Source organism: Arthrobacter sp. C152, assembly GCF_054890965.1.
The window spans coordinates 122,269-139,132 of the sequence record NZ_JBTZSU010000007.1 but is presented as its reverse complement, the minus strand read 5'-3'; the positions used below and the strand labels follow the sequence as shown (position 1 = coordinate 139,132).

Below are 16,864 nucleotides of genomic sequence, written 5' to 3'. Positions count from 1 at the left end.
ATTGAAACTCATGGTAATCCGCTCCGCGATGCTCCTCGCCGGCCTCGCGGCATTCCTCCGGATGGAGTTGCCCCGAGCCGGCAGCCACAACCGGATTGTCGCCGCCGTGCGCCGGCGTGGTCGGGAAAGCGGTCCGGGTTTCCGCTGCTCTGATGGTCGCCGCGAACTGCGCGACCACCCGGAACGCGGCGATGTCCCGGGATGGGTGATGATTACCCTCATGTCAGCGGTCCTGGTCGCGGCCCTGCTGGCGCTGGCCGGGCCGGCTCTCGAAGCCATGTTCAACCAGGCGATGGACAAGGTCGGAGGCTGATGCATGAGCAGATCCACCACCGGAGGACCGGCACAGCGTGAGCTGCGCCGGGCGGACGAGCGTGGGTCCGCGGTGGTGGACTTCGTCCTGGTGGGTGGCCTGCTGACCATGTTCTTCCTCGCCATCCTCCAGCTCACCCTGGTCCTGCACGTCCGCAATACACTGATCGATGCTGCAGCGTCCGGCGCCCGCTACGGCACGTTGGCGGACCGGAATGCGGCCGATGCCGCGGAGCGGACGCGCAGCCTCATCGGGACGGCCCTGAACCACAGCTTCGCCGAGGAAGTCAGCACCGCCGAGGTGGATATGCACGGTGCCCGCGTCCTGGAAGTCACGGTCAGGGCGCCGTTGCCCGTTATCGGTTTTATCGGGCCCCGGGACCTCCTGGAGGTGAAGGGGCATGCGGCCCTTCAAAGCTGACCTGGGACACCGGCTACGATCCCGGCTGGATGAGGCCCTCTGCCTGCCGCCGCCATGCGGCGAGGCCGACTTCACGCCTGAAGAGGGGAGCGCGGTGGTCGAGTTTACCTTCCTTGCCCTCCTGCTGATGGTGCCCGTGGTCTACTTCGTCATCACGGTGGGACAGATCCAGGGCGCGTCATTCGCCGTCGTGGGAGCAGCGGACCAGGCGGCGAAGGTCTACGTGGCCCAGGACGACGCCGGTGCGGCACAGGCTGCTGCGGAGCAAGCGGTGGCCCTGGCCCTCGGCGATTTCGGCCACCCGGCGGAGGAAGCCACCATAGTGACCACGTGCAACCAGCCCGATTGCCAGGCCGCCGGCGCTGCGGTGACCGTCACCGTCAGGCTCGCCGTGCCCCTTCCCTTCGTGCCATTCGCTGATGGACTTTCCGCCACGCAGGTGGAGGCCTCGTCCACGCAGTTGGTGGGGCGGTACAAGTGAAACGCCACACTGCCGATGAAGGCGGTCAGGTGACGGTGATCATCCTGGGCTACGTGGTCCTGGCTCTCCTGGTGGCCACGGTCGTCATGGGAATTTCAGCCGTCTACCTCGAGCACAAGCGACTCCTGTCCCTCGCGGACGGCGCATCCCTTGCGGCGGCAGACAGCTACACGCTCGGCGAAGTGGACTCCCGTGGGGGAACGCCCTCGGCTGTCCTCAATCCCGCGCGGGTGAGGAACGTGGCCGCGGACTTTGTAGCCCAGAGCCCTTCAGCCCAACGCTTTAGCGACCTGGCAGTGACAGGGGCGACGGGCACCCCGGATGGCGCCACCGCCGTCGTGGTCCTGACAGCAGCGGTTCACCCTCCCGTGGTGAACTTCCTGGTGCCCGACGGCATCCGCATCCAGGCCACGTCGACGGCGCGCTCGCGCCTGACCCGCTGACCTCCCGCCAGCCGCCCGGTCCCGCCACAGGACCGGGGGTGTTACGCGCTCCGGAAGCCGCCCGACCGGCCGCGCAAGCCCGTATGCCGCAATAGCGTAGGCTTAAACCACCATGGCCAATATTGATTTTTCCGCTGAAATCCGCGCGCTTCGCGCCACCTACGAGTCCATCGAACGGGTCACTGACGTTGAGGCGCTCAAGGAAGACATCGCCGAACTCAGCGAACGCGCAGGGGAACCGGACCTCTGGGACGATCCCGCAGCTGCGCAGAAAATCACTTCCAGGCTTTCGCACCGGCAGTCCGAACTGGAACGCCTCACCAACCTGGCAGCCCGGATCGATGACCTCGAAGTCCTGGTGGAACTGGGCCAGGACGAGGATGACGCCGCCTCGATGGGGGAGGCCGCGGCCGAACTCGAATCCATCAGGAAGGCCCTCAAGGACCTCGAGGTGGTCACGCTGCTGTCCGGCGAATATGACGAGCGCGAAGCGGTGGTGTCCATCCGCGCGGGCGCCGGCGGCGTGGATGCCGCAGACTTCGCCGAGATGCTCCTGCGCATGTACCTGCGCTGGGCGGAGCGCCACGGGTACCCCACCACCGTCATGGACACCTCCTACGCGGAGGAGGCCGGACTGAAATCCGCCACCTTCGAAGTCAAGGCACCCTACGCCTACGGCACCCTCAGCGTGGAAGCCGGAACACACCGCCTGGTCAGGATCAGCCCCTTCGACAACCAGGGACGGCGCCAGACCTCGTTCGCGGCCGTCGAAGTCATCCCGCTCATCGAACAGACCGACTCCATCGACATCCCGGACAACGAAATCCGCGTCGACGTCTTCCGCTCCTCCGGTCCCGGCGGCCAGTCGGTCAACACCACCGACTCCGCAGTCCGGCTGACCCACATCCCCACCGGCACCGTGGTTTCCATGCAGAACGAGAAGTCGCAGCTGCAGAACCGTGCCGCGGCCATGCGGGTTCTGCAGTCCAGGCTCCTGCTCCTGAAGAAGGAACAGGAAGACGCCGAGAAGAAGGCTCTGGCCGGGGACGTCAAGGCGTCCTGGGGTGACCAGATGCGGTCGTACGTGCTGAACCCCTACCAGATGGTCAAGGACCTGCGCACCGAGCACGAAGTGGGCAACACGGCGGCAGTGTTCGACGGCGAGATCGACGACTTCATCGATGCCGGCATCCGTTGGCGCACCGACAACCGCAACGCCGAAAGATAGGCCGGAGGCAGGCGCCGGCGCAGCCAGGCCAACGGCCTATCCTGCGACACGCCCGCGATAGCCTGCCACATCAAGGGCGGTCCTGAGTATAGTCAAGGGGCCGGGGCCCACTTCCCCCAAGCGAACACCCGTGCACCGGCTGCAGAACTGGGCTGCATTTATCAGAATCAGCCATGCCCTGCAGGGTACTTAGGGCCATGATTCGATTCGAAAATGTCACCAAGGTCTACGACCAGACAGCCCGGCCGGCGCTGGACTCCGTCAACCTTGAGATTGACCGCGGCGAATTCGCCTTCCTCGTGGGCGCCTCCGGCTCCGGCAAATCCACCTTCCTGCGCCTGGTGCTCAAGGAGGACCGCGCCACGTCCGGCGCCGTCTACGTAGCCGGGCAGAACGTCGCCAAGATCTCCAGTTGGCGCGTTCCGCGCCTCCGCCGCGGGATCGGCGTCGTCTTCCAGGACTTCCGCCTCCTGCCCCAAAAGAACGTGTTCGCCAACGTGGCCTTCGCCATGCAGGTGATCGGCAAGAGCCGCAGCGTCATCCGCGACACCGTTCCCGAAGTCCTCAAGACCGTAGGCCTTGAAGGCAAGGAACACCGCATGCCGCACGAACTTTCCGGCGGTGAGCAGCAGCGCGTGGCGATCGCCCGCGCCGTGGTCAACCGGCCCGGGATCCTCCTCGCCGACGAACCCACCGGCAACCTCGACCCCACCACCTCCATGGGCATCATGGGCGTCCTGGACAAGATCAACCAGAACGGCACCACCGTCGTCATGGCCACCCACGACGACGACATCGTCAACGAGATGCGTAAACGCGTCGTCGAACTGAAGAACGGCGTGGTCATCCGCGACGAGGCCAAGGCGCTGTACACGTCGATGATCCCCGTCGTCGGCCAGTCGCGGCGGCTCAAGGACGCCAGCGGCAGGGAAGCGCCCGACGACGGCCTGCCGGGCGAACGCGGCGAAGGCGAGGCGCAGCGATGAGGCTGGCATTCATCCTGTCCGAAATCGGCAGCGGCCTGCGCCGCAACGTGTCGATGGTGGTTTCGGTGATCCTGGTGACCTTCGTGTCCCTCACCTTCGTGGGCGCGGCAGGGATGCTCCAGATGCAGATCAACCAGATGAAGGGCTACTGGTACGACAAGGTCCAGGTGGCCATCTTCCTCTGCAGTGAAGGCTCGACGGCGCCGGGTTGCGCCACAGGGTCCGTCACCCCGGAGCAGCAACAGAGCCTCAATGCCCTGCTGGAATCCCCGGCCGTGGCACAGTACGTCAACGACTTCCAGTTCGAATCCCGGGAAGAGGCCTACAAGCACTTCAAGGACCAGTTCTCGAACTCGCCGATCGTTGACTCCGTCACCCCGGACCAGCTGCCGGCATCCTTCCGGATCAACATGAAGGACCCCGAGAAGTACCAGATCATCAGCGAGACGTTCTCCTCGCAGCCGGGTGTCGAAACGGTCATCGACCAGCGCCAGCTGCTTGAACGCCTCTTCTCCGTCATGAACGGCGCCTCCCTGGTTGCGGTCGGCATTGCCGGCGTCATGATCGTCTGCGCCATCCTGCTGATCGCCACCACCATCAGGCTTTCGGCCTTCAGCAGGCGCAGGGAGACCGGGATCATGCGCCTCGTCGGCGCCTCCAAGACCGTGATCCAGCTGCCGTTCATCCTGGAGGGCGTCATCGCCGCCGTCATCGGTGCAGCCCTTGCCTCAGGCACCCTGTGGGCGGTGGCGCAGTTCTTCCTCGGCGACTACATGTCCCGCCAATACCCGGATACAGCCTTCATTTCCTCCGGCCAGACCCTCATCCTGGCCCCTGCTTTGCTGATCCTTGGCGCATCCTTGGCAGGAATTTCGTCTCTCTTGACCTTACGCAGATACTTGCGCGTCTAGGCTATGCAAACCGACCAAGGAATGCTCATGAACGTAACCGACAACTTGTCCCCGCAGCCCCGGCACCGCCGGGGGCGCGCGGCCGCCCGCCGGCTGGGAATCATCAGCGGCGTCCTCACCGTCATGCTGTCCGCCGGGCTGGCAGCGCCTGCACCGCTGGCGGTCGCCGATGACCTTGAAGACCGGCAGGCAGCCCTCCGGGACGAGGCGGCCCGGGTCCAGGCATCCCTGGAGTTTGTCGATTCCCGCATCGCGAAGGCAGCCAGCGACCTGGTGATCTACCAGGGCCAGCTGCCGGCCGCCCAGCAGGCGCTGCTGGAGGCACAGGGACGGGTTGCCAGCGCCGTCAAAGAAGTCGAAGCCCTTGCCGCCCGCGTCGACATGGCCCAGCAGAACAAGGCCAAGATCACCCAGCAGCTTGAAACCGACAAGCAGAAGATCGCGGAAACCAAGAAACTGATCGGCCAGATCGCCACCCAGGCCTACAAGTCGGGCGGCGTCCCGTCGAACCTGTCCCTCTTCTTCGGCTCCAACGCCGGCGGCAGCCTGACCGAGACCATGGACCTCGCGGACCAGGCCATGCGCAGCCAGAACGCCGCCATGGACAAGCTGTCCCAGCAAAACGCCACCAACGTCAACTCCGAAGCCCGCCTGCAGGCCGTGGAAGCGGAGATCAAGGACCTCAAGGCGAAGGCGGATGCGGCGCTGGAGCGGGAAAAGGCTGCCCGCGACGAAGCGGCAGCCAAGAAGGCGCAGGTCGACCAGCTCATTGCCGACACCACCCGCCTCGACGCTGAACTGCAGGCCGCCAAGCCCGGCATCCAGGCCCAGCTTGCCGGTGTCCAGGCCAGCCAGAACCAGGTGGCCAACGAGATCGCCGAACGGGACCGCAAACTCCGGGAGGCCTGGGAAGCGGAACAGCGCAGGCGGGCCGAAGCCGCCGCCGCAGCCGCCGCCGCAGCAGCGGCAGCGGCCAACCGCCCCGCCCCGCCTGTCCAGCCCTACGTCCCCAGCACCGGGTCGCCGTCGGCCTTTGGCCTCCGTCATCCCTTCGATGGCAGCATCCCCATCACGTCGGGCTTTGGCTACCGCACCACCCCGCCGGGCACGATCGACTTTTACGGCACCGGCGGTTACATGCACACCGGCATCGACTTCGGGGCTGCGTGCGGCACCCCCGTCTATGCGGCGGCGGCAGGGGAAGTCTTCAGCTCAGGCTGGAACTCCGCGGACGGCGGCGGCTGGCGCGTCAAAATCTCGCACGGGGTGGTCGAAGGCAACTCCCTGACGACGATCTACTACCACAACTCCAGCATCGTGGTCTCGAACGGGCAGCGGGTTTCGCAGGGCCAGCTGATCGCCTACTCGGGCAACACTGGCAACTCCACAGGATGCCACGCCCACTTCGAAACCTGGCTGAATGGCGTCGCCGTCGACCCCATGGGGCTGCTGTAGGGCTCATCACCCCGCTGTAGACTGGTAAGACTCCGTGCCGCTGGCGCGGAGGACATCCCATCTCAACCCGAGGAGTTTCACCGTGCCCAAAGAAAGTGGCCGTAAGGTGGTGGCCACCAACCGCAAGGCCCGGCATGACTACCACATACTGGATACCTACGAGGCCGGCATCGCGCTCATGGGGACCGAGGTGAAGTCCCTGCGTGAAGGCCACGCCTCGATGGTGGATGGATTCTGCACGTTCTACAACGACGAGCTGTGGATGGAAGCGATCCACATCCCGGAGTACAACCAGGGCAGCTGGACCAACCACGCCGCCCGGCGCCGGCGCAAGCTGCTGCTCCACCGCGAGGAGCTCATCAAGATCTCCCACAAGGTCCGGGAATCCGGCTACACGATCGTCCCGCTGCAGCTCTACTTCGTCGACGGCCGCGCCAAAGTGGAAATCGGCGTGGCCCGCGGCAAGCGCGAATACGACAAGCGGCAGACGCTGCGCGAACAGCAGGATAACCGTGAGGCCCAGCGCGAAATGCGCGACCGCAACCGGCGGCGGTAGGAATTATTTCCCCGCAGCATGCGTTAGTATTGGTAGTCCGGCAGGCGTGCCAGCCGGGTTGGTAACAAAATATGGGGATGATCGGTTTCGACGGTGTTTGTCGCGACAGGTGAAGCGGGCCGAGGATGCAGAATTATCTCGTTAACGCTGTCTGCAAAACAATAAGTGCCAAACAAACGCGCACTGACTTCGCTCTTGCTGCCTAAGCAGTAAGACAGTCCGTCAGCCCGGGGATGCTATCGCCCCGGTTCCTGGCGTCATTTAGATAGCCACTGCTGTTTACCTCCGTCATCGGGGTGAACGGGACTCTTAGATGACTGGGCCCGGATCAGCCAGCTGTTTGCAGCATGGCTGGGGCCGAGAAAATCCGACGCAAACTGCGCCCGGAGAAGCCCTGACAACACGACATCGGACGGGGGTTCAATTCCCCCCATCTCCACATAAGATAGCCCCTAGATCCGCGAGATCTAGGGGTTTTCTTTTTGCTTGTTGGCGGAAACCCTGATTTTGTTGGCGGGAAACGGGACCGAACGGGGACAGGGACATGAAAGCTGAGGACGTGCAGAGGATCGCGGGAGTAGATCGGGGGGACCTGGTCCGCCTCGTCGGCTTCACCGGCAGGGCCACCGGAGTCACCGCCACGGTAAGCCGGATCACCTCGCGGGGCGTGTGGGTGACAACCAAAACCGGCAGCCGGGAGTGCTGGCACCCATCCGACGTGCGCCGCGTCCGGAAGGCGGTGACGGCCCGTGGCTAGCATCCGCGAACGCAAAGGCGCCAAGGGCGAGACCAGCGCCTACACCGTCAACTGGCGCGACCCCGAAACCGGCCTGGACTACCGCACCTTCAAGGTCAAGGAGTACGGCGAAGTCCAGGCCCGGGACAAAGCCCAGGAACTCAAGGACTTCCTGGACGCCAACGGCAACAGCTTCAAGCTGGCCGCCACCGCCAAGATCCGCAAAGACGCCACCGCGCCCACAGTCGCCGAGGTTGTGAAGCACCACATCGACCTGCTCCGCAAGCCCCAGCCCGGCACGATCGCGAAATACCGGCGCATGGCCGCGGCCCACATCGACAACAGCGACCTCGGCAAGACCCCAGTAGACAGGGTGACCAAGGCCGCCGTCATCGACTGGCTGGACGGCCTCGTCGTGCAGTCCCGCGCCAACCAGACAACCGGCCAGCCCCTGTCCCGCAAGAGCAAGGGCAACGTCCACGCCATCCTGTCCGCAGCGTTCGCCACCGCCGTCGACGAGGAAGTCATGCGACGGAACCCAGCCAAGGGCGTAGCCGAGGCGGACCTCAACGAATCCCGCGAGGCGGTCTACCTGTCACCCGATGACCTGGTCATGCTCTCCGAACGGGTGAATCCCCACTACAAGCTGTTCCTCCGCTTCCTGGCCGGCACCGGCCTCCGTTATTCCGAGGCGACCGCGCTGCGGCGGAGGGACATCACGATCCGCCAGGGCCGCGCCTCCGTCCGCGTCGAGCGGGCCTGGAAGTCCAAGGGCAAGGGCGAAGAGATTGGGCCGCCCAAGACGCCCAAGGCCCGCCGGACCGTGACGTGCAATGCGGCCCTGTCCGAATCGCTGGCCGAGCACCTGCAAACGCTGCAGCCCGATGACTTCGTGTTCCAGCAGCCGGACGGCGAGTATGTCCGGAACGCGCGCTTCCACAAGTACGTGTGGCAGCCGCTCATGGTCGAGCTGCTGGAGGACGGCAGCCTCGACCGGAAACCGTGGATCCACGAGATCCGGCACGCCCACACCACCCACCTGCTCGAGGCGAACGTCCCCGTCCACGTCGTCCAGGCCCGGCTGGGGCACGAGGACCCGCAGACCACCCTGCGCGTCTACGCCCGCTTGTCCAAGGCATCGGATGCCGCAGCCGCAGACGCTCTCGGCTGATTCCCTGGAAACAACCGGGGCCGGTTGAGGTCAGCCGAACTGCACGAACCGTCCCCGCCACTCGCCCTCAGCTGGCCGGCGGACGTCGGCGGCGCGGACCCAGCAGGAGAGGTGCGAGAAGACCTCGTCAGTCCAGGCGACGCTGACCCAGTCCTGGTTGTAGTGGGTGGCGTAGCCGTGCACCTCGACGGTATCGCCGGCCTTCAGCGGGACTTGCGCGATGATCTTGGGCTCGCCACCGTACACGAACCTGCGAACACCCTTGGCTGGCAGCTCCGGCCGCGGATCCGCGTGCTCGTACTCGGTCCCGTCCTGCACGAACCGGGTTGGCATGTCGAAGAGTCCCACCGGTCAAGCATAAAGAAAGGCTCCCGCCCACCGAAGTGGACGGGAGCCTCGACCATGGCTGTCAGGCGGCGCCTGCCAAGAACGCGGCCACGACGTGGGAGGCGTGCCGGTCGTGGTTGTGCCTGGCCCGGTCATACCGCGCCGTGATGCGGGGGTCGCTGTGCCGGGCCGCGACCTGCACGTCACGCAGCGGCACGCCCGCGTCCAGGGCAGCTGTGACGAAGCTGTGCCGGAGCCCGTGCGGGGTGACGTTCTTCTTGATGCCGGCCTTCCTGCAGAGCCGCGCCACGGTCAGCGCTGCCGACTTCCTGTTCACGGGTTCCCCGGACTTGTTGCGGAGCAGCAGCGGCCCCGACGTGCGGTCGCCTGCCGCGGCGTCCAGGGCGCGCAGCACGGGCACCGGCAGCGGGATGGTGGCCGGCTTGCCGCCCTTGCCGACGAGGCGCAGGACGCGGTGGCCGCGTTCGATGTCCTGGTAGTCCTCGATCTTCACCGCGCAGGCTTCGGAGACGCGCAGGCCCAGCATGCCCATCAGGGTGATCAGCGCGGCGTCGGACGGCGAGGATGCGCGGGCGCACTGGATCACGGCGCCGAGCTCCATGCGGTCCAGGCCCATCGTGCGGGACTCGTCCTGGAACACGCGGGGCATGCGGATGTGCGCGGCGGGGGACCGGTCGATGTAGCCGTCGATCTCCGCGAAGGAGTAGAAGCCGCGGATGATGGACAGGTGATGGGCGACCGTGGCCGGGCTGTTGCCGCGCTCGTCCTCGAGGTACCGGGCGAAGAGTTCCAGGACCGGCCGGCGCATGCCTTCCAGCGGATCCACGCCGAGGCCGGCGCACCAGTTGAACAGGAGCTTCAGGGACACCTTGTAGGTCTCGCGGGTGCTGCCCCGGTAGCGGGCGAGGTAGCCGGCGGCCGCCAGCTCGGCCGGGGTGGTGATCCTGGTTGTGGGTACGCCAATGAGGGTAGTGTTATGCACAGTCGTCTCCATGATGCTTCGCAGTGGATGGATGACGGCATTAGGCCCTGTCAGTGTTCCCGCACTGGCGGGGCCGCCGTCGTTGAAGCACCCATGTTACTCCACCAAATGGAAAATAGCCCCACCCTCCGAAGAGGATGGGGCAATTTTTCCAGGGGAACTTAACCGGTCTTATTGGCCCCTAGTATCGAGGTCATGAACACGTACAAAGTGACCGATACCAACAATCAAGAGGCCGACCTGGTCACGTTCCAAGCGCGGGACACGAATGACGCAAAGGAGCTTGGCAGGGAGCACGCCAACGCCGCCCGCGTGGTCGTGTTCCGCCTCTGGGTTCAGCAGCATGATGGCGGCTGGCTTCAGGTCTGACAGCCGGTAGAATCAAGGCAATCACATCTGCTCTTTGGGGGACTCTTGCGCCATATCCTTGCCGCTGCCGTGATGGCCGGTTCGATTGCTCTTGTCACGGGCTGCGCGTCCTCACCGCCGCCGGTTTCTGAGAAGGTGCAGAAGTACTACGACGAGCACGTTGCCAGCGCTAAGGCGACTCTCCCGGCAGCCGTGAAGCAGGTCAAATTTGCAGCGTTCGGTGATTCGATCACCGAGGGTAACAGCCCGGACTTCGTCGGCGGCAAGTTTGGTGACCGCTCCTGGGTTAGTTACGTTGCGTCGAACTCCCTGCCTTTTGCTGGCGGTTGGGCCGATGGTGGCGCGCAGACCCGGGCCATGCTTGATCATACGCAGCCAGTGAAGGCAGATGTCGTGGTGATTCTCGCTGGCACAAACGACGTGTTGAACAACGTGCCCTTTGAGACCACGACGCAGAACGTCTCGGGAATCGTCAGAACGTCTGGCGCGACGCGAGTCGTGGTTTCGTCCATCCCTCCGCAGGATGCCCGCCCTGAAGCTGCGGTCGCTTTCAATGAAAAAATGAAGGCCTTCGTTACCGGCCAGGGGTGGACATGGGTGGACGCTGCGGCAGGGTTGCGCGATGGCCAGACATACAAGCCGAGTCTGACGGTTGACGGAATTCACCCGACGCCCGAGGGCAGCGCCATTATTGGCGCCGCCCTCAAGCCAGCAATTCAGGGCTAGGCGAGCCCTAGCGCTGTCAGGTTGATCGGTGTTACCTGGCCCCATGAGACAACGCCCGTGCCTGCGTTCGCGATCAGGTCGATCATGATGTTCGTGGTGCCCGTCGGGACGGTGTATTCCTGGTAGAAGAACCCCCGAGTGATTGGTGCGGTGATGTCTGCCGGGGATGCCGTCCCGCCGTTGCCGGTGAACGTGGCCTTGACCTGGGTCCGCACGCCCCCGTCCGTTGTCATGACGCCGCACACGGCCACCTTGTCCCCGACGTTGAAGCCAGTGAAGGACCGCTGCAAGGCCCGCAGTGAAGCGTTCGCAGACTGGGTGATTTGCATCATCTTGCCGCGTACGTTGGCGTCTGTGACGAGCGCGTGCGCGTAGCCCGTGGACCCGCCGTAAGCGAACCAACCATCCGGGACGCCGTCCGCGTTGCTGTCAGTCAGCAGGATCGGATTGGACGGGTATAGCTGCCCGGTGTCGCCGTTGTCCACAGCCAGAGGAGGCGTCCAGTTGGGGAGCAGCGGCCCGAGCTTGTCAGCGACGAGCTGCCCCATCGCGATGTACCCGGAGACGCTTGGGTGGGTGCCGTCCGTGTTGTAGGTGGAGAGGTAGCCGCCCGCGGCCGGGTCCACCATGAGGGTGTAGAAGTCGAGGGTGATGATCCCATTGGCAGCCGCGTAGTAGCGCAGCCAGGTGTTCCACTTGATCGTGGTTGGCTTGTCCGTGCCGGTGTTCACGGGCGGGATCAGACCAAGGATGGGCGTCGCGCCTATGGCCCGCGTCTTAGCCACCATGGCGATGACGTTTGCCTGGTAGACGCTGAGCGTGATGCCCTGTGCGATGTCGTTGCGTCCTGCGAGGATGACCACGGCGTTTGGCTTGTACGGGGTGATGTCAGTGTCGAACCGGGCGAGGATCTGGTCCGAACGCTCACCCGAAATGCCGGCGTTTCGTACGGTCAGCACACGCCCTCCCGATAGCATCTGCGCGTAGAGCGGGTACGACGAGCCGCGGAGCTGCGTGGAATTCTGCCAAGCGGACTGCGTGATTGAGTCCCCCAGGAAGGCCACACGGTTCCCCGGTCGGGCGGCGCTGGCGTCGGCAATGCTGAAGCTATCGAGCCGGCGGCCGGTGGAGTCCTTCGGGATAACGGGTGCGTCGAGGATGCCCATATTTAGCTCACCACAATCTGAGGTACGAGGGTCGCTGCGCCGGCAGCGTTCCGGGTGATGGCAGGCTGCGTGAAGGTCTTGATGACCGGCGAGCCGTAGGTGATGTTGTAGGCCAGGACGGCGTTGTTGGCGTCCCTGCTGGTGATCGTCATGGTTCCCGGTTTCCCGTCCGGCCATACGACGGCAGCACTCGTGACCAGGTTGTTTCCGTCCACCGTGACTGCCCCCGCGATGATCGAATCCGGGTTCTTTGCCAGGTTCGCGTAGGTGGCATAAGTGGCAGAAAGTTCCCCTGCGGAAAGCCGGTCGGGAAGGTTCGGCTCGTCCACTTGGACGGCCGGCGGAAGGGTGAAGTCGTCCCCGACGGAGACAAGTCTTTGCGTCATGGGTCATGCTCCAATCAGGTAGAAGCCCGGGTTGTCCGGGTCGGGGGAAACGGTGAGAGTGGATTCCAGGGTGGCCGGGTCCACGGGCGTGAGTGCTGTGTAGTCGACGGGCCCGGTGTCGGGGACGGCGACGGTGCGGCGCTTGGCTGGCTGCCCGGCGAAGAGTTCCGTCACGGTCCACGCCCAGAGGTTGGTGGAGGGTTCGACGTCCACGGCAGCAATGCCGCCGACGAGTGGGACGGTGAAGCCGGCGGGCAGGACCAGGGCGCCGTCCGCCCCGATCCGCCGCCCGGTCGGCTCCCACCGTAACGAGCCCTGCGCCGCGACTGGGCCGCCGTCCGCCGGGGCCTGGACGCTGATGTTCACTACGGTCACGGCACGCTCCTAGAAGGTGAACAGGCCGGGATTGGCCGGGTCAGGGGTGATGGTGGGGCCGGCGAAGTAGTACAGGCCCGGGTGATCAGGGTCAGCGGACAGGCCGACGCCGCCGGCCCCGGCGTCGATCTTCGCCTCGGCGACGCCGATCCGGGATGCCAGGGCGTTGTCTGCTGCTTCCCTCGCGGCCAGCAGATCGTCGGCCTTCTGGGCGTTGTCCGAGATCATCCCGGCGCCGTTCTTCACGAGCTCCGTCAAGCCGTCCGGTTTCTTGAACCCGCGCGGGGTAACTCCTACAGCCACGAGGGCCTCCTACTGTTTGGTCTTGCCCTCGGGTGCGAGCAGCGGCAGGTACGTGCGGAGCCAGTCGTTGACCTTCTGCATGGCCAGCACGCGAGTTACCCAGGCTGCGAGCAGGGCCGTGGCGACCAGCACGCCGTTCAGCGCCGGGAAGATCCACGCCGGCAGATAGATCTCGTACGGCTTCAGCAGCTCGATGGTGAGAGCAGCGATGCCGTTGAGAACTGGGATCAACGCCAGGACTGCGGCGCCGGTGCGGCGCACGGCCGCCCACGGGTTCCGCTCCTGAGTGGTGAGGGCTACGTGGTCGGCCACTTACTTGCCTTCCAGGATCTTCACGAGCTCGTCGCGCACGGCGGCGGCGAGGCCGGCCGCGTCGATCTTCGCGGCGAGGTCCGGGGCCGGGGTGTTGGCCAGCAGATTCTTGGACTCTTCGGAGTTCCAGAACGTCTTGCGGGCGTTCCCCACGACCTCGTCCAGCTTCTCGTTCATGCCCTGCAGGAAGGACAGGGTTTCGTCCTGCTTCGGGTTGATGCGGGCGAGTTCCACGGCGACGGTGGAATCCTGGCCGTCCGTGCGTTCGATGGGCCAGGACAGTACTTCTTGTGCGCTCACGTCGTCCTCCAAGGGTGTGATGGTCGTGCTTTGGTAGGTGATTCCGGTGGTGGTTGTTCCGACGGCAGCGGCGTAGGTGGCGAGGAACAGGTCCCAGTCGAAGTTCGTGCCGGGGTCGTACCGGGTGCCGGGGTTGGTTTCGCCGTGGCCGTAGAAGCCGGCGGCGGTGCCGTTGATGGCTTGCTGGGCGGTGATCCGCTGCGCCGGGGGCGGGGCGTCGAGGACGCCGTGGGCGATGGCGTCGCGGACGAGCATGGCCGCGGCGACGCCCATGTTCTTCACGATGCCGGCGGCACGGTCCGGGGCGATGTCGCGCCAGCGGGCCGCGTCCATGGCGCCGGAGACGCTCATGGCGTGGACGTTGTTCGTGGTGTCGGCCCAGGCCGCGAATGTCGGGCGGGTCATCGGAACGATGGTGTCCCAGTCGGCAATGATGTGGTAGCTGCCGTAATCCGTGCGGCGGGCGATGAACGCGGCGGTGTTCTCGGCGCCGGGGTCCGCCCCTGATGGGATGACACCAGATTCGGTGGTGTGCACGCCGATGACGCCGCTCACCCGGTTCCGGGGCCAGCCGTACTGGGCAGTGTTCGGGTTGGGGTGCTCTTCAAGGTAATAGCCCATGGTGGCTCCTAGTCGTAAAGGCCCTCTGGCCACTCGGGCGGCGGGGGCGGGTTCCCTTGGTTGATGTGGTCCCGCAGCTTGTTGATGTAGTTGTCGCGGATCAGTTCGCGTCTTTTGGCTTTGTTCTGCTCTGTTTCAAGGCCGCTGATGCGTGCCGCGTGCCGGGTCAGTTCTTCCTGCAGCTGGTCGATGAGCGCGTTTTCGGGGCGCCCTTTGTGCTGGATCTTCGCGACCAGCCACGCGCCAAGCAGGCTCATGACCGGGAGGATCACGTACGGGCCGATGTGTTCCCAGTTGATCTCCATCATTCGAGCTCCTGGGGTTGCCGCCGCGCCCTCAGCATGTCCTGTAACGCCGTGACCTTCAGTAGGAAACCGAAGATGAACGTCGCTGGTCCCAGCCAGCCGATAGCGGACGATATGAGGGAGTAGTCGGTGAAGCCGGTAATGGCCCAGATGATCGCGTAGCTGAAGCCCCACACGGCGCAAATACTGACCAGGAGGGACAGCCCGTGCCTCGTGTGGCGATTCACCATGTCCGCGATGCACAAGGTAGCGACCATGCCCCAGGCGGCGCCCCAGAAGCCCAGCAGGTGCCCGTCGGCTGTGATGACGGACTGCGCTCCGGACAGGGATTCGGGTTTGACGGTTGCGTAGTAGATCGATCGGGTCAGTGCGTAGAGGATGCCCGCGCCCAGGGTGATATTTCGGCCCACGATCACCCGTTTCTCGGGTTTACTCCACCAGCTCATGATCAGAACCCCACGGCCACGTAGTTGACGTAGATCGCGGAGCTGGGAAGGCCGGCCCCGGAGGCGTTGTAGGCGACGAACTCGGCGTAGGAGGGCTGCTTGTCGGTGATTCGGAAGTTCACGACGGTCAGCGCACCTGTGGAGTGGGTGAGGGTAATCCCTCTGCATGCGTTCGGGAACGGTGTCTCGAAGACGACGCGGCCGGTGCTGAACTCCGTGGTGGTGACCAGGACTTCGCGGCCCTTGATGATGCCCCGGCTGTTGCCTTGCCCGAACTCCAGTTCTGGGGCGACAGCGATCCACGCCCCGGCGCTGTCGTCGGCCCCTGACCAGGTGAACATGGGCTGGCCGGGCCAGTCCGTCCGCACCATTGGGGTGCCTGGCCGTTTCCCGGTGATCGAGTTCATGGCCGTATCGGAGGACACGCGGCGGATCACCTCGGTGGTGTCGGCCATCTTTGCCATGTCAGCTGGCGGGTTGTACGGGTCGGAGGGGACGGGGACTTCGATCCCGTTGTTCCGTACCTGCGTCATGCCGATCTCCAATCAATGTCGGTTTGGCCGGAAGCGCCGTCGTCGAGGCGCCCGTTGAGGCCGACGTAACCGCCGCCGGCAATGGAAACGCCGCCCCCCGACTGGAGAACGGCGTGGAAACTACTGGGCAGGACCACCCATCCATTCGGGAGGCGGGGATCCAGGTTGTGGACGTTCGGGTCGTAGCCGGCCGGGAGGTTCACCGTGAAGGGGCCGGCCACCCTGTTCACGTCCCCGGAGGGGCGGGCCTGCGACGTGTGGGCGTACAGATTGATCGTCACCGGCCCCGACGTGCCCACGCCTGGGAGGCGGGCCGGGACCCGGAACCGGGCCTCGGTGATCGTTAGGCCCGCGAGCGAGGTTCCCCAGGGCCCGTAGAACCACGAGCCGGTGACGGTGTAGCCGCCCTGCGTGCCGGAGTAGACCTTTTCCCGCCCGTTGGTGGAGCCGGCCCAGGCGCCCCAGCCGTTCACTGACCAGGTGTCGGAGGCGGTGGCGATCAGGTGCGCGGTGCCGGAGCTGCCGCTGGATGCCGGGGCCGCCGCTGCGGGGGCCGTGACGGTCATTTCGGCGATCTTGCCGATGATGGTGGGGATGCCGGCGGTCCAGTCGATCAGGACCGGGTCCCCGACGTTGTACGTGCCGACGAACCGGGACGTCGTGTAGTCCTTGTCGTCCTCCGCTGTCACCCTGATCTGCGTGGCTGTGCCGGCCGGGATGATCTCCTGCACTGTGCCGGTCCCGGGCCGGGGTTGCGGCGTGATGCCGCCCAGCACCAGCGCCGAGGACTGCCCGCGGCCGTCCGTGACGAGCAGGTAGGCGATAGGCCCGGACTGCACGGGCTGGATGGGGTCCAGCCACATCGCGGACAGGAGGCTTCCGTTGTCGTCGATGCGCCATTCCGTCCCGTCCCACCGGGCGGAGCCGTACCGTACCGTCACCCCGCCACCGGGGATCTGCGCCATCGTGTGCCGTAAATCCATGCAGGCCTC

25 protein-coding genes and 1 other RNA gene are annotated in these 16,864 nt (G+C 65.5%); 14 read left to right on the top strand and 12 right to left on the bottom strand.

Annotated features, from left to right (window positions below; translation table 11 throughout):
• Window position 1: 1 nt before the first annotated feature.
• The 12 genes from ACYSM9_RS07570 (at window position 2) to ACYSM9_RS07515 (ending at window position 8,700) form a co-directional block, all read left to right on the top strand.
• Complete coding sequence (locus ACYSM9_RS07570) at window positions 2-313, top strand: hypothetical protein (RefSeq protein WP_461856366.1); 312 nt, start codon at window positions 2-4, stop codon at window positions 311-313.
• A gap of 3 nt (window positions 314-316) precedes the next feature.
• A complete protein-coding gene (locus tag ACYSM9_RS07565; RefSeq protein ID WP_461856365.1) occupies window positions 317-733 on the top strand; it encodes a TadE/TadG family type IV pilus assembly protein in 417 nt (138 codons plus the stop codon).
• Window positions 714-1,214 (top strand): hypothetical protein, encoded by a 501-nt coding sequence (locus tag ACYSM9_RS07560; protein WP_461856364.1) that lies wholly within the window; start codon window positions 714-716, stop codon window positions 1,212-1,214. The genes ACYSM9_RS07565 and ACYSM9_RS07560 overlap by 20 nt, the downstream gene beginning before the upstream one ends.
• A gap of 29 nt (window positions 1,215-1,243) precedes the next feature.
• Window positions 1,244-1,657, top strand: a complete 414-nt coding sequence (locus tag ACYSM9_RS07555) for a pilus assembly protein TadG-related protein (RefSeq protein ID WP_461856363.1) — start codon at window positions 1,244-1,246, stop codon at window positions 1,655-1,657.
• Window positions 1,658-1,769: 112 nt separating this feature from the next.
• Window positions 1,770-2,885, top strand: a complete 1,116-nt coding sequence (gene prfB, locus ACYSM9_RS07550) for a peptide chain release factor 2 (protein ID WP_461856362.1) — start codon at window positions 1,770-1,772, stop codon at window positions 2,883-2,885.
• A 197-nt stretch (window positions 2,886-3,082) separates the two neighbouring features.
• Window positions 3,083-3,871, top strand: coding sequence for a cell division ATP-binding protein FtsE (gene ftsE, locus ACYSM9_RS07545; protein ID WP_461856361.1), 789 nt, complete (start codon window positions 3,083-3,085; stop codon window positions 3,869-3,871).
• On the top strand, window positions 3,868-4,782 hold the full coding sequence (gene ftsX, locus ACYSM9_RS07540; RefSeq protein WP_461856360.1) for a permease-like cell division protein FtsX: 915 nt from the start codon (window positions 3,868-3,870) through the stop codon (window positions 4,780-4,782). The genes ftsE and ftsX overlap by 4 nt, the downstream gene beginning before the upstream one ends.
• 27 nt (window positions 4,783-4,809) lie before the next feature.
• Complete coding sequence (locus ACYSM9_RS07535) at window positions 4,810-6,237, top strand: peptidoglycan DD-metalloendopeptidase family protein (RefSeq protein ID WP_461856359.1); 1,428 nt, start codon at window positions 4,810-4,812, stop codon at window positions 6,235-6,237.
• Between the two features lie 82 nt (window positions 6,238-6,319).
• On the top strand, window positions 6,320-6,793 hold the full coding sequence (gene smpB, locus ACYSM9_RS07530; protein WP_221386729.1) for an SsrA-binding protein SmpB: 474 nt from the start codon (window positions 6,320-6,322) through the stop codon (window positions 6,791-6,793).
• A 73-nt stretch (window positions 6,794-6,866) separates the two neighbouring features.
• Window positions 6,867-7,235: a transfer-messenger RNA gene (gene ssrA, locus ACYSM9_RS07525) on the top strand.
• A 102-nt stretch (window positions 7,236-7,337) separates the two neighbouring features.
• Entirely contained in the window at window positions 7,338-7,550 is a 213-nt protein-coding gene (locus ACYSM9_RS07520) for a hypothetical protein (RefSeq protein ID WP_461856358.1), read from the top strand.
• A complete protein-coding gene (locus ACYSM9_RS07515) occupies window positions 7,543-8,700 on the top strand; it encodes a tyrosine-type recombinase/integrase (RefSeq protein WP_461856357.1) in 1,158 nt (385 codons plus the stop codon). Before ACYSM9_RS07520 ends, ACYSM9_RS07515 begins: the two co-directional genes overlap by 8 nt.
• 30 nt (window positions 8,701-8,730) lie before the next feature.
• On the opposite strand, the gene ACYSM9_RS07510 is transcribed toward ACYSM9_RS07515, so the two are convergent.
• Together ACYSM9_RS07510 and ACYSM9_RS07505 are read right to left on the bottom strand one after the other, a co-directional pair.
• Window positions 8,731-9,033, bottom strand: a complete 303-nt coding sequence (locus tag ACYSM9_RS07510; RefSeq protein WP_461856356.1) for a hypothetical protein — start codon at window positions 9,031-9,033, stop codon at window positions 8,731-8,733.
• Window positions 9,034-9,109: 76 nt separating this feature from the next.
• A complete protein-coding gene (locus ACYSM9_RS07505) occupies window positions 9,110-10,030 on the bottom strand; it encodes a tyrosine-type recombinase/integrase (RefSeq protein WP_461856355.1) in 921 nt (306 codons plus the stop codon).
• Window positions 10,031-10,225: 195 nt separating this feature from the next.
• On the opposite strand from ACYSM9_RS07505, the gene ACYSM9_RS07500 reads away from it, so the two are divergent.
• Together ACYSM9_RS07500 and ACYSM9_RS07495 are read left to right on the top strand one after the other, a co-directional pair.
• Window positions 10,226-10,399 carry a hypothetical protein gene (locus ACYSM9_RS07500; protein WP_461856354.1) on the top strand — a complete coding sequence of 58 codons (174 nt, stop codon included), beginning with the start codon at window positions 10,226-10,228 and terminating at the stop codon, window positions 10,397-10,399.
• Between the two features lie 45 nt (window positions 10,400-10,444).
• Window positions 10,445-11,125 (top strand): SGNH/GDSL hydrolase family protein, encoded by a 681-nt coding sequence (locus ACYSM9_RS07495; protein ID WP_461856353.1) that lies wholly within the window; start codon window positions 10,445-10,447, stop codon window positions 11,123-11,125.
• Here ACYSM9_RS07495 and ACYSM9_RS07490 read toward each other — a convergent pair.
• Genes ACYSM9_RS07490 through ACYSM9_RS07445 form a run of 10 tightly spaced genes read right to left on the bottom strand, consistent with a single transcriptional unit; the run spans window position 11,122 to window position 16,855 of the window.
• Window positions 11,122-12,291 (bottom strand): GDSL-type esterase/lipase family protein, encoded by a 1,170-nt coding sequence (locus tag ACYSM9_RS07490; RefSeq protein WP_461856352.1) that lies wholly within the window; start codon window positions 12,289-12,291, stop codon window positions 11,122-11,124. The genes ACYSM9_RS07495 and ACYSM9_RS07490 overlap by 4 nt on opposite strands.
• Before the next feature lie 2 nt (window positions 12,292-12,293).
• Window positions 12,294-12,677, bottom strand: a complete 384-nt coding sequence (locus tag ACYSM9_RS07485) for a hypothetical protein (protein WP_461856351.1) — start codon at window positions 12,675-12,677, stop codon at window positions 12,294-12,296.
• A gap of 3 nt (window positions 12,678-12,680) precedes the next feature.
• Window positions 12,681-13,052, bottom strand: coding sequence for a hypothetical protein (locus ACYSM9_RS07480; RefSeq protein WP_461856350.1), 372 nt, complete (start codon window positions 13,050-13,052; stop codon window positions 12,681-12,683).
• A 9-nt stretch (window positions 13,053-13,061) separates the two neighbouring features.
• Window positions 13,062-13,355 (bottom strand): hypothetical protein, encoded by a 294-nt coding sequence (locus tag ACYSM9_RS07475; protein ID WP_461856349.1) that lies wholly within the window; start codon window positions 13,353-13,355, stop codon window positions 13,062-13,064.
• Between the two features lie 9 nt (window positions 13,356-13,364).
• Entirely contained in the window at window positions 13,365-13,667 is a 303-nt protein-coding gene (locus ACYSM9_RS07470; RefSeq protein WP_461856348.1) for a hypothetical protein, read from the bottom strand.
• Window positions 13,668-14,588: a hypothetical protein gene (locus ACYSM9_RS07465; protein ID WP_461856347.1), complete on the bottom strand. Its 921-nt coding sequence runs from the start codon at window positions 14,586-14,588 to the stop codon at window positions 13,668-13,670.
• An 8-nt stretch (window positions 14,589-14,596) separates the two neighbouring features.
• Window positions 14,597-14,896, bottom strand: a complete 300-nt coding sequence (locus ACYSM9_RS07460; RefSeq protein WP_461856346.1) for a hypothetical protein — start codon at window positions 14,894-14,896, stop codon at window positions 14,597-14,599.
• Entirely contained in the window at window positions 14,893-15,339 is a 447-nt protein-coding gene (locus tag ACYSM9_RS07455) for a hypothetical protein (RefSeq protein WP_461856345.1), read from the bottom strand. The genes ACYSM9_RS07460 and ACYSM9_RS07455 overlap by 4 nt, the downstream gene beginning before the upstream one ends.
• Before the next feature lie 2 nt (window positions 15,340-15,341).
• Window positions 15,342-15,872, bottom strand: coding sequence for a gp53-like domain-containing protein (locus tag ACYSM9_RS07450; RefSeq protein WP_461856344.1), 531 nt, complete (start codon window positions 15,870-15,872; stop codon window positions 15,342-15,344).
• Complete coding sequence (locus ACYSM9_RS07445; RefSeq protein ID WP_461856343.1) at window positions 15,869-16,855, bottom strand: hypothetical protein; 987 nt, start codon at window positions 16,853-16,855, stop codon at window positions 15,869-15,871. Before ACYSM9_RS07445 ends, ACYSM9_RS07450 begins: the two co-directional genes overlap by 4 nt.
• Window positions 16,856-16,864: the final 9 nt, after the last annotated feature.

Bases quoted from the DNA above. Each gene is read 5' to 3' on its own strand.
- ACYSM9_RS07565 (WP_461856365.1), top strand. From the start codon at position 317: ATGAGCAGATCCACCACCGGAGGACCGGCACAGCGTGAGCTGCGCCGG.
- ACYSM9_RS07560 (WP_461856364.1), top strand. From the start codon at position 714: ATGCGGCCCTTCAAAGCTGACCTGGGACACCGGCTACGATCCCGGCTG.
- prfB (WP_461856362.1), top strand. From the start codon at position 1,770: ATGGCCAATATTGATTTTTCCGCTGAAATCCGCGCGCTTCGCGCCACC.
- ftsE (WP_461856361.1), top strand. From the start codon at position 3,083: ATGATTCGATTCGAAAATGTCACCAAGGTCTACGACCAGACAGCCCGG.
- ftsX (WP_461856360.1), top strand. From the start codon at position 3,868: ATGAGGCTGGCATTCATCCTGTCCGAAATCGGCAGCGGCCTGCGCCGC.
- ACYSM9_RS07535 (WP_461856359.1), top strand. From the start codon at position 4,810: ATGAACGTAACCGACAACTTGTCCCCGCAGCCCCGGCACCGCCGGGGG.
- ACYSM9_RS07520 (WP_461856358.1), top strand. From the start codon at position 7,338: ATGAAAGCTGAGGACGTGCAGAGGATCGCGGGAGTAGATCGGGGGGAC.
- ACYSM9_RS07510 (WP_461856356.1), bottom strand. From the start codon at position 9,033: ATGCCAACCCGGTTCGTGCAGGACGGGACCGAGTACGAGCACGCGGAT.
- ACYSM9_RS07500 (WP_461856354.1), top strand. From the start codon at position 10,226: ATGAACACGTACAAAGTGACCGATACCAACAATCAAGAGGCCGACCTG.
- ACYSM9_RS07490 (WP_461856352.1), bottom strand. From the start codon at position 12,291: ATGGGCATCCTCGACGCACCCGTTATCCCGAAGGACTCCACCGGCCGC.
- ACYSM9_RS07485 (WP_461856351.1), bottom strand. From the start codon at position 12,677: ATGACGCAAAGACTTGTCTCCGTCGGGGACGACTTCACCCTTCCGCCG.
- ACYSM9_RS07465 (WP_461856347.1), bottom strand. From the start codon at position 14,588: ATGGGCTATTACCTTGAAGAGCACCCCAACCCGAACACTGCCCAGTAC.
- ACYSM9_RS07460 (WP_461856346.1), bottom strand. From the start codon at position 14,896: ATGATGGAGATCAACTGGGAACACATCGGCCCGTACGTGATCCTCCCG.
- ACYSM9_RS07455 (WP_461856345.1), bottom strand. From the start codon at position 15,339: ATGAGCTGGTGGAGTAAACCCGAGAAACGGGTGATCGTGGGCCGAAAT.
- ACYSM9_RS07450 (WP_461856344.1), bottom strand. From the start codon at position 15,872: ATGACGCAGGTACGGAACAACGGGATCGAAGTCCCCGTCCCCTCCGAC.
- ACYSM9_RS07445 (WP_461856343.1), bottom strand. From the start codon at position 16,855: ATGGATTTACGGCACACGATGGCGCAGATCCCCGGTGGCGGGGTGACG.